The 14,330-nt window shown below is 64.4% G+C and carries 15 protein-coding genes; all 15 read right to left on the reverse strand.

Features of this window, described 5'->3' with window-relative positions; translation table 11 throughout:
- Nucleotides 1–98 precede the first annotated feature (98 nt).
- Nucleotides 99–1,793 (reverse strand): PEP-utilizing enzyme, encoded by a 1,695-nt coding sequence (locus TRD_RS09590; protein ID WP_012642537.1) that lies wholly within the window; start codon nucleotides 1,791–1,793, stop codon nucleotides 99–101.
- 33 nt (nucleotides 1,794–1,826) lie between these two features.
- Nucleotides 1,827–2,123, reverse strand: coding sequence for a putative quinol monooxygenase (locus TRD_RS09595; RefSeq protein WP_012642414.1), 297 nt, complete (start codon nucleotides 2,121–2,123; stop codon nucleotides 1,827–1,829).
- Between the two features lie 30 nt (nucleotides 2,124–2,153).
- A complete protein-coding gene (locus tag TRD_RS09600) occupies nucleotides 2,154–3,143 on the reverse strand; it encodes a fumarylacetoacetate hydrolase family protein (protein ID WP_012642728.1) in 990 nt (329 codons plus the stop codon).
- Nucleotides 3,140–4,033, reverse strand: coding sequence for an FAD binding domain-containing protein (locus TRD_RS09605; protein ID WP_012642622.1), 894 nt, complete (start codon nucleotides 4,031–4,033; stop codon nucleotides 3,140–3,142). The genes TRD_RS09600 and TRD_RS09605 overlap by 4 nt, the downstream gene beginning before the upstream one ends.
- The gene (locus tag TRD_RS09610) at nucleotides 4,026–4,643 is read right to left on the reverse strand and encodes an HD domain-containing protein (RefSeq protein WP_012642976.1); all 618 of its coding nucleotides are present in this window, start codon (nucleotides 4,641–4,643) and stop codon (nucleotides 4,026–4,028) included. Before TRD_RS09610 ends, TRD_RS09605 begins: the two co-directional genes overlap by 8 nt.
- Nucleotides 4,644–4,658: 15 nt before the next feature.
- Nucleotides 4,659–5,630 carry a PEP/pyruvate-binding domain-containing protein gene (locus tag TRD_RS09615; RefSeq protein WP_012642554.1) on the reverse strand — a complete coding sequence of 324 codons (972 nt, stop codon included), beginning with the start codon at nucleotides 5,628–5,630 and terminating at the stop codon, nucleotides 4,659–4,661.
- 5 nt (nucleotides 5,631–5,635) lie between these two features.
- Complete coding sequence (locus tag TRD_RS09620) at nucleotides 5,636–6,358, reverse strand: cyclase family protein (RefSeq protein WP_012643283.1); 723 nt, start codon at nucleotides 6,356–6,358, stop codon at nucleotides 5,636–5,638.
- Nucleotides 6,359–6,374: 16 nt separating this feature from the next.
- On the reverse strand, nucleotides 6,375–7,088 hold the full coding sequence (locus TRD_RS09625; RefSeq protein ID WP_012642902.1) for a GntR family transcriptional regulator: 714 nt from the start codon (nucleotides 7,086–7,088) through the stop codon (nucleotides 6,375–6,377).
- Between the two features lie 73 nt (nucleotides 7,089–7,161).
- Nucleotides 7,162–8,007, reverse strand: coding sequence for a phosphoenolpyruvate hydrolase family protein (locus tag TRD_RS09630; RefSeq protein ID WP_012642978.1), 846 nt, complete (start codon nucleotides 8,005–8,007; stop codon nucleotides 7,162–7,164).
- A 19-nt stretch (nucleotides 8,008–8,026) separates the two neighbouring features.
- The gene (locus TRD_RS14635) at nucleotides 8,027–9,265 is read right to left on the reverse strand and encodes a Tm-1-like ATP-binding domain-containing protein (RefSeq protein ID WP_012642670.1); all 1,239 of its coding nucleotides are present in this window, start codon (nucleotides 9,263–9,265) and stop codon (nucleotides 8,027–8,029) included.
- A gap of 12 nt (nucleotides 9,266–9,277) precedes the next feature.
- The gene (locus tag TRD_RS14640; RefSeq protein ID WP_012642801.1) at nucleotides 9,278–10,012 is read right to left on the reverse strand and encodes an ABC transporter ATP-binding protein; all 735 of its coding nucleotides are present in this window, start codon (nucleotides 10,010–10,012) and stop codon (nucleotides 9,278–9,280) included.
- Nucleotides 10,005–10,784, reverse strand: a complete 780-nt coding sequence (locus TRD_RS09645) for an ABC transporter ATP-binding protein (RefSeq protein WP_012643181.1) — start codon at nucleotides 10,782–10,784, stop codon at nucleotides 10,005–10,007. Before TRD_RS09645 ends, TRD_RS14640 begins: the two co-directional genes overlap by 8 nt.
- A 3-nt stretch (nucleotides 10,785–10,787) precedes the next feature.
- Complete coding sequence (locus TRD_RS09650; protein ID WP_012642397.1) at nucleotides 10,788–12,215, reverse strand: ABC transporter substrate-binding protein; 1,428 nt, start codon at nucleotides 12,213–12,215, stop codon at nucleotides 10,788–10,790.
- A 67-nt stretch (nucleotides 12,216–12,282) separates the two neighbouring features.
- Entirely contained in the window at nucleotides 12,283–13,263 is a 981-nt protein-coding gene (locus TRD_RS09655) for a branched-chain amino acid ABC transporter permease (RefSeq protein ID WP_012642924.1), read from the reverse strand.
- Nucleotides 13,260–14,129 carry a branched-chain amino acid ABC transporter permease gene (locus TRD_RS09660; protein ID WP_012643241.1) on the reverse strand — a complete coding sequence of 290 codons (870 nt, stop codon included), beginning with the start codon at nucleotides 14,127–14,129 and terminating at the stop codon, nucleotides 13,260–13,262. Before TRD_RS09660 ends, TRD_RS09655 begins: the two co-directional genes overlap by 4 nt.
- Nucleotides 14,130–14,330: the final 201 nt, after the last annotated feature.

Raw genomic sequence — 14,330 nt, forward strand, 5'->3', positions numbered from 1 at the left:
TCCGCACCGCAAGAGACCCGCGCACCCACGCTCCAGACGCCTCGCCGCACCTCCTCGTCGCAGCGCTCTTCAGGTGGCGCTCTGCGCCCGACGTGCGCCTACTCGAGAATCTCGACCACACCGGCCGAGCCGTTGACGCGGATGCGCTGCCCGGTCCGGATGACCTGCGTGGCAACCCCCGTCCCGACGACCGCCGGGATGCCGAACTCCCGCGAGACGACGGCAGGGTGCGAGAGCTGCCCACCGGAATCGGTCACCAGGCCAGCGATCTTGGTGAAGGCGATGACCCACGCCGGGTTGGTCATGCGGCAGACCAGGATCTCGCCCCCTTTGAGCGCATCGACGTCCTCCAGCGTGCGGGCGACGAAGGCGGTTCCCTCCACCACCCCAGCCGAGGCCGGGATCCCCTCGACCCGCTGGCTCACCTGGCGCGGCTGGAGCGAGTCGAAGAACCGCTGCGGGTACCCCCAGAGCGTCTTGTACGGCTCCTGGAAGAGCGCCCATTCGCTGGCAGTGCCGACCCAATCGCGCGGACGCACGGCCATGGCACGCTCGCGGGCAGCTCGTCGCTCGCGGACCAACTCCTTGGCATTGGGCAGGTTGGAGGGCTCCGCCGCCAGGACACGCAGCTCGTGATAGCGCAGGAAGAGCACGTCATCCGGTTGATCGAGAAGCTCGGCCTCCACCAGGCGCCGGCCGATCGCCAGGAGCACGTAGCGCAGGCGCGCAAACGTCCCCTGGTCGATATAGAAGTGGTGATCGGGTGTGAGCGGCATCATCTGGAGCACGCGATGGAGCGCTGCCTCGACACGCTCGCGCCCCCGTGCGTCGTCTGGTGGGATTTTGCTCAGGAGTTCCTGGATGGCCGCATCGCGATCCTGGCGCAGGCGTCGGATCGCCTCCGGGTAGGAGTAGTCGGTCTGGAGATACCCCTGGATGGCCGCGATGATCGGTGCCGGGTTTTCGTACCAGGTCGGATAGACGTACTCGTGGCTGTAGAGAGCCTTGTGGCCGAACTCGCGCTTGTATTCGTCGAGCCAGCGTAGAAACTCGCGACCCTCCGCCGTCTTCTCCAGTTCGGCGAGAATCTCGGCCGGCGTTTCCTTGCTGAAGGCCTCCAGGAGCACCACGTTGCGCTTGACGCGCTCCTTGAGTTCCCACAGCCCGTGCACGGCATCCCAGTTGCGGTCGCTATCGGAGACCATGATGCGTTCGAGCAGCGTCGGATCGACGTCGCCGATGACCTCGCGCACCGCAGCCTGGAAGTCGAGCGAGGCCTGGAACTGGGAGAGATTGAGAATCCAGTGAATACGCCAGTGGCGCTCCTGGATATCGATCGCGTCTTCCAGGAGCACCATCAGCTCGGGCAGCGTCGCCGTGTCATAGGGGTAGGTATCGAGATACTCGAAGTTGCGCTCGATCTCCGGTCGCAGCCGCTTCTGCCACCACTCGAGACCTTTTTCCGCATAGACCGGCATGACCATGCTATAGTACGGGGCGAGTTCAGCTGCCTCCTTGGGATCACGCGGGACAACAGCTGTGAACAGATACCCGTTGATCAGCTTGGCCTTCCAGTCGCGGCCGAAGGGGGCTCCAAAGCGCCGATAGAGATAGGCACAGGTCGCCCACCAGCCGCCGAGTTCGAAGAACATCGGCGAGAGCGGATTCGGGCAGTGAAGATCGTCCCACCACCAGAAAAGCTGCTTTTCCTCCTCGTTCTCCCATTCGACCGGGAACGACTCGTCGCCGAAGAATGTCACCGGCAGCTGCACCTCAGGTCGCTGCGCCGCCATGATTTCCCTCCTTCCTGTGGCTGCGGTCCACCATCACTCCGGCTCGATCAGGTCGTAGAACTCGGGCACGCGACTCTCCAGCATCGGCACGACGGTGTTGAGGATCTTCTCCTGAAAGTACGGCGTAGCCTTGTGCGCTTCGTAGTCCTCCCGACTCCGGTACTGCTCGTAGAGCAAGAATTTCCGGGGATCGTCCTGGGAACGATTGACATAGTAAACCAGACAACCAGGTTCTGCCCGCGAGAGGGTGACCATCTCTTTCAGGATGGCCGCGATCTCATCGGCCTTCCCTTCCTTCGCGTAATAGTGCGCCACGACCACGAACGGCATGACAGCCTCCTTCCCTTCCGTACCAGCGATTCAGCCCTCGACAGCACGCACGACGCGATTGCGCAGGATGCCGATCCCTTCGACTTCGAGCTCGACCACATCGCCCGGCTGGAGGTAACGCCCCAGCTCGAGTCCGCAGCCGTTGGTAACGGTGCCGGAGCCCCAGAGTTCACCAGGATAGATCGTCTCGCTCTGGGAGACGTGCGCGATGAGCTGGGCGAAGCTGAAGTGCATACCGCGGCTCGAGCCTTCCGACCAGACTTCCCCGTTGACTCGCGCCACCATGCGCAAGTTCGTCACGTCCAACTCGTCCGGAGTGACGAGATAGGGCCCGATCGCGTTTCCCGTGTCGAAATCTTTCCCCTTACTCGGCCCCATTCCGATCGGCGCCTCGCGCATCTGCTGATCGCGCGCACTGAAGTCATTGAAGATGGTGAAACCAGCGATGTAGCGATGAGCTTCCTCGACGGGGATATCCTTGCCACGCCGGCCGATCACCATACCCAGCTCCAACTCGAAATCGAACTGTTGGGTATAGCGCGGCATCACGACATCGGCATCGGGGCCGACTACGGTGTCCGGATCCCCTTTGTAGTAGGCCGGCACCTCGTACCAGGCAGGTGGAATCTCGCCACCCCGGCCGAGTGCACGACTGGCATTCCGCATGTGGCCCTCGAAGGTTAGAAAATCGCGGATGACGCGGGGGCGCGGCACGGGGGCGAGCAGTCGCACTTCCCCCAGCTGATAGCGTGTTCGCCGACCGAACGCTTCCTCGATGCGCAGGCCCTCCTCGAGAGCCTGGGCTGCGGCCTGCCAGCCCAGTTGACCGTGGCCGAGAAAAGCGACCATGTCGTCGGGAATGAGGAGAGCGGCGAGTCGCTCGGCCTCGCAGCCTGGATCGGTGCGGGCCAGATAGGCTGCATAAGCAGCCTGCAAGTCGACCAGCCAGCCCTCGGCCAGCGCTCCGATCCGACGCACCGGACCAGCCGGGCTCGGCACGGCAAAGGTAGCCAGCTTCATGCCTCCTCACTCCCTCCCGGATAGAGTCCAGCTCGTTGCGCTGCACGACGCAGAGCGCGGGCAACGAAAACGCGAACCATCTCGCGCCGATACCATGCGCTCGCCCGGAGATCGGAGACCGTCTCGACAGAGCGGGCGTACTCATCAGCAAGCGCTTCGAGGAGCGCGTCCTCGAACGGATGCCCTTGCGCGTGTTCTAAACTCTTGGGAAATCGCTGCGGGCGGTTCCCAGCAGCCCCGACCACGACCTCCAGCCGAGCGATGCGTCCGGCCGCATCGGGAACCACCAGCGCCGCGACACCGAGGGCCGGCCGATCCTCGTGCGAGCGCGTGCGGAATTTGAGATACGCCGCTCCCGAGCCTGGCGGCAACGGTGGTACGTAGACGGCAGTCACCAACTCGTCCGGCTCTCGCACTGTCTGGTAGGCATCCAGAATGAAGTCAGCGACGGGCACGAGGCGCCGGCCACGCACGCTCGCGAGCTCGAGTCTGGCCCCGAGTGCCGCGAGCACGGTCGGCGGATCAGAAGCGGGGTCAGCCTCGCAGAGGTTGCCGACCAGCGTTGCTTGCTCGCGCACGCGGACGTTCGCGACATCCGCGAGCGTTTCGGCGAGCACTGCCCAGTGCGTGCGGACGAGGGGAGAGCGTTCCACTGCTCGATGGGAGAGGCCGGCACCGATCACCAAACTGCCGTCTCCGGCGAGCGCGAGTTCCTGTAAGGGCGTCACGCGACGCAGCCTGACCAGCCAACGTGGCTGAATGAGGCCGCTCCGGAGCGTCAGCGTGACCCAGACGCCACCGGCGACGACAGTGGCTGCATCACCTGCTTCGGCGAGGAGGGAGAGTACCTCGTCCAGTGTCGCTGGAGCGATGACCGCGCAGTCAGCCATCGCACGACCTTTCGCGAGCGACCACGGTTGCCTCGACTGCTCTACCGGTGCGCTCTTCCAGGCGCGCCAGCGCGGCGGCTAGTAGGGGGCGTGCCAGCTCGCGCGCTCGCGGCAAACGGATCCGCTCCGCCATGTAACGGAAATGGCGAGCGACGAGCTCCGGCGTAAAACCACGCTCGCCACTCAGGCCGAAGGCGATGAACCGATCCACATTGACTTCGAGAAACGACAGGGAATCAGCGGCTTGGAGGAGATCAGCTTCCGGCCAGCCACCCCACTCGTGCACGGCGACGAGATCACGGACCGCGCGAACCAGTGTCGGGTCCGCGCCTTGCTCCTCGAGCCAGGCGGCGACGATGCGGGCCGAGCGTTCCTGATGTTGCGCTTCGTAGGAACGATCGGGAATCCCGCGTCGAGCATCCATCACTGGCGAGTCCGGTCCGGGGAAATGGCGCTCCATGTCATGGGTGAGTGTCGCCAACCGGAGCGCCAGATCCGCCTGCGGAGCGAGCAGGAAGAGCCAGTCGAGTGCCCGGTAGAGATGCAGGGCGTTCCAGTAGGGTGCGACCCAGCTGCGTGCCCGCTCGAGGAGTTCTCCATCACCAGACATCGGCTGCTCCTCTCCTCAGGCGAGCGTCGTGATCGGGCGACTCTGCAGGACAAAAAGCTCGCCGCCAGCGATGGCCCACTCGACGTCCTGCGGCACTCCAAAGAAGGCCTCGACCCGAACAGCCAAGTCGACGAGCGCCGCACGCTCGGCCTCGCTGAGCACCGGCAACCGCTGTTGTTCCTCGGGCACCGCGAGAGCGATGAGACCACCGGTTGCGCCCCGCCCCAGCATCTGCGTTTTGGGCGGGACGAAGCAACGCAGGAGGCGTCCACTCCCACGCTCGATCTCGTAGTGGTCCGGCGTCACTTCTCCCGAGACGAGCGCCTCGCCGAAGCCCCACACTGCCTCGACGACCAGGACATCGGGCCGGCGCTGCACAGGATCGACAGTGAAGAGGACTCCAGCCTTCTCGGGCACCACGAGCTGCTGCACGACGACCGCGAAGGCAAGATCGTCGAGCGACCCCTTGCGGGCACGGTAGAAGAGCGCTCGTGGGCTGAAGAAGGAGGCCCAGCAGGCGCGGATACGCGCGAGCACGTCGTCCACACCGCGGACATCGAGGAACGTCTCTTGCTGCCCAGCGAAGGAGGCCTGCTGAGAATCCTCCGCGACCGCACTGGAACGGACCGCGACCGGAATCGCCTCGCCATGTCCGAGTTCGGCATAGGCGCCAGCGACGGCAGCATCGAGTTCCAGTGGAAGGGGCTGTGTGAGAATGAGCTCTTGGATGTCCGCTGCCACGTCCTCGAGCGCACGGCGCTCGGTGGGGTCGACGCGCTGGAGCAGCGCGCGAATGCGAGCGTCGATCCCGTTCTCGGCGAGAAAGGCAGCGAAAGCCGCGCTGGTCACCACGAAGCCCGGCGGGACCGGCAGATCAGCAGCGGCCAGGCGGGCGAGGCTTGCCCCCTTGCCACCAGCCTGGTGGACGTCGGTACAGGCCGGATCGTGGAACCAGCGGACGAGAGCAACGGTCGCCGCACGACTCATCGCTCCTACTCCTCGACGATGGCGACCGCGCGGACGGGTGCCGCCGTGGTGCCGACCCATTTGATGGGGAAGGCGGCGACCTTGAAACCGTACGGTCGCGGGATCTGGTCGAAGTTGGTCATGTTCTCGATGTGATAGTACTCGCGTTCGCGCATGACGAGATGCGCTTCCCAAAACTGCTTGCGCTCGAACATCGCCCAGACCGGTGGGTCGAACGTAATCGCATCGATCCCCATCACCTTGATGCCCTGGTCGATGAGCCAGAGCGTCGCTTCGCGAGTCATGCCACAGTGGTCGGTGAGATAGCGTTGCTCGTTCTGGTACGCTCCAGCCCCTGTCCAGATGAGGACGATATCGAGCGGCTTGAGGCGATACCCGATCTTGTCGAGAGCCTCGCGAATCTCCGCGGCAGTGATGCCGGAGCCCTTTTCCTTATGACGGAAGTCGAGGAGCACGCCATCGGCGTAACAGTACTCGAGCGGGATCCCTTCGGGGCCCGGCGCTTCGGCGACCAAATGCTTGCGGGCATCGATGTGTGTCCCCACGTGGTCGTTGAGTTCGAGCCGGTAACTCGCGGTGAGCCAGGTCGCACCGTACTGGGCGGCGCCGATCCGCTCGGCGAACTCTTCCCACGACTCGTGCATCTCGATCTTCGGTGGTGGAACACGGGGAAAGGTCATCATCTCGTTGTGCACCGGCATGGAAAGATCGATCAGCTTGACACCCACGAACGTGCTCCTTTCGTCAGGAACTCTGCTGTGGTTCCGGATCTTCACGCGACAAGGCTTCGTACACCCACCGACCCGGCTCCTCGATGTGGCGACGCATAGCAGCCTCGGCACGATCAGGATCGCGCGCACGCAGCGCTTCCAGGATCGGTTCGTGCCGCGCAGCGAGGCCTTCGATAGCCCGGCGGTGAATGGAAAACGTCAGAAAAGTGGTCGTCGCTAAACTCAAGCTGGTCCAAAACTGCTCGAGCAGGCGGTTTCCCGAGGCTTCGACGATGATGCGATGGAAGGCGATATCAGCCTCGATCGCCGTCCCTTCGTCGCCGAGTTCACTGGCTTCCCGCATGCGGTCGATCTGCTCTTCGAGGGCGAGCAGCTGCTCGGTGGTGATGCGCGTGGCAGCAGCGCGAGCCGCGACACCTTCGATCGCTGCTCGGATCGGATAGATCTGCACGAGTTCCTCGTGGGTGAACGCACGGACGCGCGTGCCGCGAAACGGTTCGCTGGTGACGAAGCCGAGGAGTTCGAGATCACGCAGTGCTTCGCGGACAGGGGTCTGGCTCACGCCGAGGTCCTGCGCGATCCGCGTTTCGATGATCCGGTCACCCGGCCTGAGCTGACCGCGCAGGATGGCATCGATGAGATACTCCTTGATTTCTTCGCGCAGCACTCGACGGACGATGGGGCGCGGGAGCGAGCGATCGGGCCGTGTGATCTGTCTCTGCGACATCAGCCGCCTCGCTGTTCTTTGAATATCGAGAATCGATTCTCCATGATCAGCTTACCCGTTTCGATACCTGCCGTCAAGCGCTGGCTGGGCGGAGCGCCTTGAAACGCTGCATCGTTTCCACCATGGCCCGCTCGGTCGGGAGCCGCTCGACACTGGACGCCCCGAAGAAGCCGACCACGCCACGCGTCCGCTCGAGCACGTAGGCCACGTCCTCCGGTTCGGCGATCGGACCGCCGTGACAAAGAACGATGACGTCCGGATTCACGGACTTCGCCGCATCGCACATCGCTTGCACACGCTCGACCGCTTCGTCGAGCGTCAAGGCTGTCCTGGCCCCGATCATTCCCTTGGTGGTGAGACCGACATGCGGCACGATGATATCCGCTCCCGCCTCGGCCATGGCGCGCGCTTGGTCGGGATCGAACACGTACGGGGCAGTCAGCATGTCCAGTTCGTGCGCGAGGCGGATCATCTCGATCTCCAGATCGAACCCCATCCCCGTTTCCTCGAGGTTCTGTCGGAAGACCCCGTCGATGAGCCCGACGGTCGGGAAGTTCTGGACGCCGACGAAACCCATCTCCTTGAGCTGCCGCAAGAAGACCGGCATGAGGCGGAAAGGATCGGTTCCACAGACGCCAGCGAGGACGGGGGTATGGCGCACGACCGGCAACACTTCGGCCGCCATCTCGACGACGATCGCATTGGCATCACCGTATGGCATGAGTCCAGCCAGGGATCCCCGACCGGCCATGCGATAGCGGCCGGAGTTGTAGATGATGATGAGATCCGCTCCCCCTGCCTCGGCACACTTGGCGGACAAGCCGGTGCCGGCCCCTGCTCCGATGATCGGTCGCCCCTCGGCCAGGGTCTGCCGGAGCTTGGCGAGTGCTTCGGCGCGTGTCATCGGACGCCAGCTCATCTCACCCTCCTTTCCTGCTTCAGCTCGCCGCCTCGGCTGGCTGCTGAGCTCGGATCAGCTCATCGAGTCGGGCAGCCATTGCCCGGGCGAAGGCCGGATCGTTGATATCCGTGTCCCACTCGTGGACTTCGATATGTGGAGCGAGATTTGCTTCGAGCGCCTCGATGAGTGCCTGATCAGCTTCCGGATCGTAAAACGGTTTCCCCTCGACGTCGATGGCCGAGAAGCCACGCTTGGGGATGAAGACAGCAACCGGTCCCTTGGCAGCATTGAGCTTGCGCGCGATGATGCGGCCGAGCTCGGCACATTCCTCTCGCGTCGTACGCATGAGCGTGACGGTCGGGTTGTGCTGGTACAGCCGACGGTGGCGGAAGCGCTCCGGCACCGTCTCGAGCGGCCCGAAATTCACCATGTCCAAGGCGCCCAGCGAAACCACCTGCGGGATCCCCATCGCCCCGGCCGCCTCGAGGCGCTCCGGTCCAGCGGAAAGCACACCGCCGACCAGTTCGTCGGCCAGTTCGGTCGTGGTGATGTCCAAGACGCCGGCGAGGAAACCACCCTTGACGAGGTTCTCCATCGCTTGACCACCGGTCCCGGTCGCATGGAAGACCAGGACCTCGTAGCCACGCCCTTCCAGTTCCTTGCGCGCCTCCGTCACACAAGGCGTCGTCACGCCGAACATCGTCGCCCCGATGAGCGGCTTGCTCGGAGCACTGGGGCGGAAAGTCTCGTAGGCCTGGGCCATGCCAGCGATCGCAGCCGCGGCATTGGTGAGGATCCGCTCGCTGATCCGGTTGATGCCGGCGATGTCGACTACCGGATAGAGCATGGCGATATCGCTCGCGCCAACATAAGGTCGCGTATCGCCCGAGGCGAGCGTGGAGACCATGAGTTTGGGGACACCGATCGGAAGGGCCCGCATCGCGGTCGTTGCCAGGGAGGAGCCGCCGGAGCCGCCGAGGGCGAGGATACCGTGCAGACGGCCGGCCCGATACAAGTCGAGCACGATGGCGGTCGCGCCTCGCGCCATCGTCGCGATAGCTGCCCCGCGGTCACCGCGCGCTGCGAGCTCAGCGACATCGGCGCCAGCTGCGCGGGCGACCTCTTCGCGAGAGATATCGGGTGCCGCCTGCGGCGCACCGAGCACGCCGGCATCGATCAGGAGAACCTCACAGCCGCGTTCGCGCAGGCGCTGGCGGAGAAACTCGTACTCCACTCCCTTCGTATCGAGCGTTCCGATCAGGACAACGGTCGGCATCGGGCCCTCCCTTCAAGCAGCCTGCCAGGCGCTCACACCGAGATAGCGCTGTTGACGCTCCGGATCACCCAAGAGTTCCGCTGCACTCGTCTCCCAGACGATCCGACCAGACAGCATGATGGCGATCCGCGAGGCGACCGCCGTCGCGACCGCCAGTCGCTGTTCCACCAGCAGAATCGCCAGACCGTCCTGCGCCAGGTGCCGGAGCGTGGTGACCAGCTGCTCGACGATGACTGGAGCGAGCCCCTCGGACGGTTCGTCCATGATCAGGAGCCGCGGGTTCGTCAGCAGAGCACGGGCGATCGCCAGCATCTGCTGCTCGCCACCCGAGAGGGTACCGGCCGGCTGACGCCGGCGTTCAGCGAGGCGAGGGAACAGGGTATAGATTCGCTCCTCCGTCCACGGCTCGCCACCGTCGGCGCGTCGTCGCCGGGGTACGAGCCGGAGATGCTCCTCGACGGTGAGCGAGGGGAAGATGCGGCGTCCTTGCGGCACATAGGCGATGCCCAGCGCTGCAATGCGATGAGGCGGTTTCCCGACGAGCTCCTGGCCAGCGAAGCGGATCGAGCCGCGGACTGTCGGCAACAGCCCTGTCACGGCCAGACACAGCGTCGTCTTCCCCATCCCGTTGCGCCCGAGGAGCGCGAGCGGCTCCTGCCCGACCGTGAGTTCAACACCCTGCAGGACATGGCTCTGACCATAGTACGCATGAAGATCGCGGATCGAGAGAAGCGGCTCGTCAGGCATACCCGCCCCCCAGGTAGACCTGCTGGACGATCGGATTGGCAGCGATCTCCTCCGGCGTCCCCTCGGCGATCACGCTGCCCTCGTGCAGGACCGTCACCCGCTGCGCGACCTGGAATGCCACATCCATGTCATGCTCGATGAGCAGGACCGTCATACCAGGATCGAGCGCGAGCAGAAGGGTAGTGAGGTGCTCGCGCTCTCCCGGCGAGAGCCCGGCGGCGGGCTCGTCCAGCAGAAGGAGACGCGGGCGACTGGCCAGCGCCATTCCGAGCTCGAGCTGCCGTTGTTCCCCGTGGGAAAGGGCACCAGCCAGTGCCCGCAGGGCATGAGAAAGTCCGACTTGCTCGGCGAGCGCTGCCACCTCCTGGAACTCCGGATCAGTGCGACGCGGGAGCCGCACGCTCAACCGCCAGGGGCGAACGCCGCGGAGCGCAAGATAAAGGTTCTCGGCCACGCTCAACCGCGGGAAGACGAGCGGCGTCTGGTATGTTCGCGCCAGCCCCAGCCGGATCCGCTGGTATGGGGGAAGGGTCGTCACATCGCGACCGAAAAAGCGGATCGTTCCATTCGTCGGGCGGAGGTCTCCGGTGATCAGGTTGAAGAGCGTCGTTTTGCCGGCGCCGTTCGGCCCGATGATGGCTCGCCGCTCGCCTGGCTCCAGCGCGAACGAGACATCGCGCACCGCGACGAGACCGCCGAAACGGCGACTCACGCCCTGGAGTTCCAGGGCATGAGCCGCTGTGTGCGGACGGTGCAGCTCGATCGCCACCATCGCTCAGGACCCGAAGGTCTTCTTGATCTTCTCGCACGTCGGATTGTCGCGCGTGAACGAGCCGAGAGAAAGATATTTGTCCTCCGGAAGGCCGAGCGTTTGGTTCACTCCCTCGACGACCTTGACGAGCTTATTGTACAAGTTGCCGTCCGGGCCCTCGGCCACCTCGGTCACGAAGTTGTTGGCGATCGCCTGCCGGTTCTTGTCCAGCTTGATGTGCCCGGTCGGTCCATCGAACTCGACCTTGGCGAGTGCCGCTTGCAGCTTCTTCTGTCCGTCACTGAGGTCGCCATTGACCGCCTTCAAGCCGAGCAGGAGTCCCTTCGCATTGACGTAATAGCCCCAGCAGAAGAGAGATGGGGTGCTGAGTCCCTGCGGGAACTGCTTCCGGTATTGCTCGACCCAGGCCTTCCAGGCGGGATCGGGATTGTCCGCTGCGACCGGCATCGCACCAGGGATACCGATGACGCGCGATCGGAGTGCCCCCTTGGTCTCCAAAACGTTCTGATCGATCGTCGAACTGCCACCGATCAGCGCTGCCTTGCCACCGAACTCGGAGTACGCTTTGAGGAAATTCACCGCATCGGATCCACCCAGGATGACGTAGATGGCATCGATATCGCTCGGCATCGAGCTGATGACTGAGCTGTAGTCTTTGGTACCGATCGGCACCCAGAACTGGGCGACGCAGTCACCACCCAACCGGCAAAACTCCAGCAGGAAACCAGCCACCTGACTGTAGGGATAGGAGTAGTCCTCACCCAATGTCGCCACGCGACGGTATCCCTTGACCTCGTAGCAGTAGGTGCCGAGCCCGGCCATCCATTGCACCCCATCGGTCGAGAAGCGGAAGAAGTTGGGAGCGGGATCACGGAGCGTCGTGTCCTGTGCGGCGGACGTGCCATTGACGATCGTCTTGTCGGGGATGGTCTTTGCGTAGTCGCGGAGCGCCAAACCCTCGTCACCCGAAAGCGGTCCGACGATGCAGTCCACCTTGTCCTGCTCGATCAGCTTGCGGGCTTTCTCGCGCGCTACTTGCGGGGTAGCATCGGTGCTCTCTTTCACGAGGCGGATCTTCTTACCGGCGATCTCACCCCCGAACTCGGCCACCGCCAACTCGACACCGCGCACCGCTTCCTCACCGTAGAGCGCGAAGGCCCCCTCCAGGGTCGCCAGGATGCCGATGACGATCTCGCCAGCAGCCGGGCCGACCGTCACCGCCGGGGAGGCAGCGGCAGCTGGCGTCGGGGCAGGCGGAGTCGGTGACGGAGCGGGAGCGGGCGGTGGGGTGGCTGCCGGTGGCGCTGGCGTTGGAGTCGCTTGCTGGCCGGCACAGGCAGCCAAGAGAGCTGACGCTGTCGCCGCGAGTCCGACGAATCCGGCACGACGGAGCAAAGTGCGCCGACTGAAACGTGCAGGCTGTCCGTTCATCGCTGCTCCTCCTCTCCTGACACTGACCACTGAACCGACTGACGTCGAAGCGAGCGCTGACCTCCCTTCACTGCATCTCAGCCCGTTCGGCCGAGGCGAACCGTACCCGCAGGATGCGCTGGAGCGCCGCGAGCGCTCTCAAGCCCAGCCCACTCAACCCCTCGGGCGAGAAGAGGACGGTCGCCAGGAAGACGAGTCCGATCACCGTGTTGAAGCGCTGTGTGAAGGAACTGGCGAAGTTGGTGACGAGCACGAAGACAAGTGCCCCGAGGAAAGCCCCCTCGGCGTACATGAGACCACCGATCACTGCGATGACCATGATGTTGATGAGTCGCGTGAGATCGATCGTGGTGGGCGAGATGGCACCGTTGTACCAGACGAGGAGCAACCCACCCACGCCCGCCAGGAAGCCTGCCAGCGTGAAGGCAGCGACGCGATGGAGGGCAACATGAAACCCCAGTGCAGCCAGGCGACGCGGATTGTCGCGGAGCGCCACGAGTGCGAGCCCGAAGGGAGTCCGCGCCAAGTAGCGAACCAGAGCGTATGTCGCGAGGCCGACGACCAGGCAAAGGTAATAGAAGGGGACACGCTCGGTCAGCGCATGACCGAAGAGTTCCGGGGGACGGATACCGAGAATGCCGGTATGGCCTCCGAAGAACGAGCGGTTCTGGTTGGCCAGCGCATACACGACCATACCGAGCGCCAGGGTGATCATCAGGAAGTAGATGCCGCTGGAGCGCACCGCGATGAGCCCGAAGAGGAACGCGACAACCGTGGCCAGGACTATGCCGCCGAGAATCCCGACCCACCAGGGCTGTCCCTGCATGACCGTCAAGTGCCCATAGCCATAGCCGGCCAGACCAGCAAGCGTCATCTGGGCGAGCGAGACCATCCCACCGTAGCCGGCCAGAAGACAGAGGCTCAGCGCGATCACGCCGAAGATGAACGCCGGTGTGAAAATCCGTCCCACGAAGTAAGGACTGCCCCAGGCAGGGAAGGAGAGAAGTGCGAGCACGATCAGCGCGGCAACGACAGCACGCGGGCTCATGCTGGCCTCCCGAAAAGGCCCTGCGGACGGACCGCGAGAACGAGGACCATGAGCAAGAAACTCACGATGGCTGCATAGGTGGGGAAGAGCGCGAGGCTGTATTGCTCGACGAGCGCGACGAGGATGGCAGCTACTGCCGTACCGGGAAGGCTGCCCATGCCACCGACGATCACGACGATGAGCGAGGCGAGGAGGTACCGAGCATCCTCGCCCGAGGAGATGGAGAGCACCGAGCCGCCGACTACTCCGGCCAGTCCTGCCAGGCCAGCACCGATCGCGAACATCGCAGCGAAGACTCGTTGGACATCGATCCCGACGGCTGCCACCATGTCGCGATCATCGATCGCCGCGCGCACGGTGATACCGAGGCGCGTGCGGGTCAGCACCATCCAGAGCACCACGCCGAGCGCGAGGGCGAAAGCGAGCACGAAAAGCCGGTACTTGGGATAACCGATCCCGAGCACCGGAATGCGTACACCACCAGTGATCGCTTCCGGGGGCGAGAAATCGTAGGTGAAGCCACCCCACTTGGCCAGCATGAGGTCTGCCGCGATGATCGAGACCCCGATGGTCACGAGCGCTTCGCGCAGGTCCTGGCCGTGCAGCGGGCGGAGCAAACCGAGTTCCAGGACCAGTCCAGCGAGTCCAGCGACCAGGAACGCAGCCAGCGCACCGAGCAGCCAACTCCCGCTCCGGTCAGCGACGCTCCAACCGACGTAACCACCGAAGAGGTAAAGCGAACCGTGCGCGAGGTTGACGACGCGGAGGACACCGAAGATCAACGTAAAACCGATCGCGACGACGAAGTACAGGGCCGCCAGCGTCAAGCCGTTCAGCGTTACCGTGACGAACTGCGGCCAGGTCATCCAGCACCTCGACCGTTCCGACCCGCTCGACTCATCGCGTTGTCCGACGATCACTGATCTACGATTATCGATTATCATAGGAATCGGTGGGCGGCTTGTCAAGGGGGACTCGCCCTGGCTCGAATGGGTGGTGTCCACCACGACCGAGTCGATCGCGACCGAGAGGAGTGAAGTGACGGAGAGACGATTCCGGAAGCGAAA

The organism is Thermomicrobium roseum DSM 5159 (assembly GCF_000021685.1).
Taxonomy (GTDB): Bacteria; Chloroflexota; Chloroflexia; order Thermomicrobiales; family Thermomicrobiaceae; genus Thermomicrobium; species Thermomicrobium roseum.

Bases quoted from the DNA above. Each gene is read 5' to 3' on its own strand.
- TRD_RS09595 (WP_012642414.1), bottom strand. From the start codon at position 2,123: ATGCCGTTCGTGGTCGTGGCGCACTATTACGCGAAGGAAGGGAAGGCC.
- TRD_RS09600 (WP_012642728.1), bottom strand. From the start codon at position 3,143: ATGAAGCTGGCTACCTTTGCCGTGCCGAGCCCGGCTGGTCCGGTGCGT.
- TRD_RS09605 (WP_012642622.1), bottom strand. From the start codon at position 4,033: ATGGCTGACTGCGCGGTCATCGCTCCAGCGACACTGGACGAGGTACTC.
- TRD_RS09590 (WP_012642537.1), bottom strand. From the start codon at position 1,793: ATGGCGGCGCAGCGACCTGAGGTGCAGCTGCCGGTGACATTCTTCGGC.
- TRD_RS09650 (WP_012642397.1), bottom strand. From the start codon at position 12,215: ATGAACGGACAGCCTGCACGTTTCAGTCGGCGCACTTTGCTCCGTCGT.
- TRD_RS09655 (WP_012642924.1), bottom strand. From the start codon at position 13,263: ATGAGCCCGCGTGCTGTCGTTGCCGCGCTGATCGTGCTCGCACTTCTC.
- TRD_RS14640 (WP_012642801.1), bottom strand. From the start codon at position 10,012: ATGCCTGACGAGCCGCTTCTCTCGATCCGCGATCTTCATGCGTACTAT.
- TRD_RS14635 (WP_012642670.1), bottom strand. From the start codon at position 9,265: ATGCCGACCGTTGTCCTGATCGGAACGCTCGATACGAAGGGAGTGGAG.
- TRD_RS09615 (WP_012642554.1), bottom strand. From the start codon at position 5,630: ATGAGTCGTGCGGCGACCGTTGCTCTCGTCCGCTGGTTCCACGATCCG.
- TRD_RS09610 (WP_012642976.1), bottom strand. From the start codon at position 4,643: ATGTCTGGTGATGGAGAACTCCTCGAGCGGGCACGCAGCTGGGTCGCA.
- TRD_RS09625 (WP_012642902.1), bottom strand. From the start codon at position 7,088: ATGTCGCAGAGACAGATCACACGGCCCGATCGCTCGCTCCCGCGCCCC.
- TRD_RS09660 (WP_012643241.1), bottom strand. From the start codon at position 14,129: ATGACCTGGCCGCAGTTCGTCACGGTAACGCTGAACGGCTTGACGCTG.
- TRD_RS09645 (WP_012643181.1), bottom strand. From the start codon at position 10,784: ATGGTGGCGATCGAGCTGCACCGTCCGCACACAGCGGCTCATGCCCTG.
- TRD_RS09630 (WP_012642978.1), bottom strand. From the start codon at position 8,007: ATGAGCTGGCGTCCGATGACACGCGCCGAAGCACTCGCCAAGCTCCGG.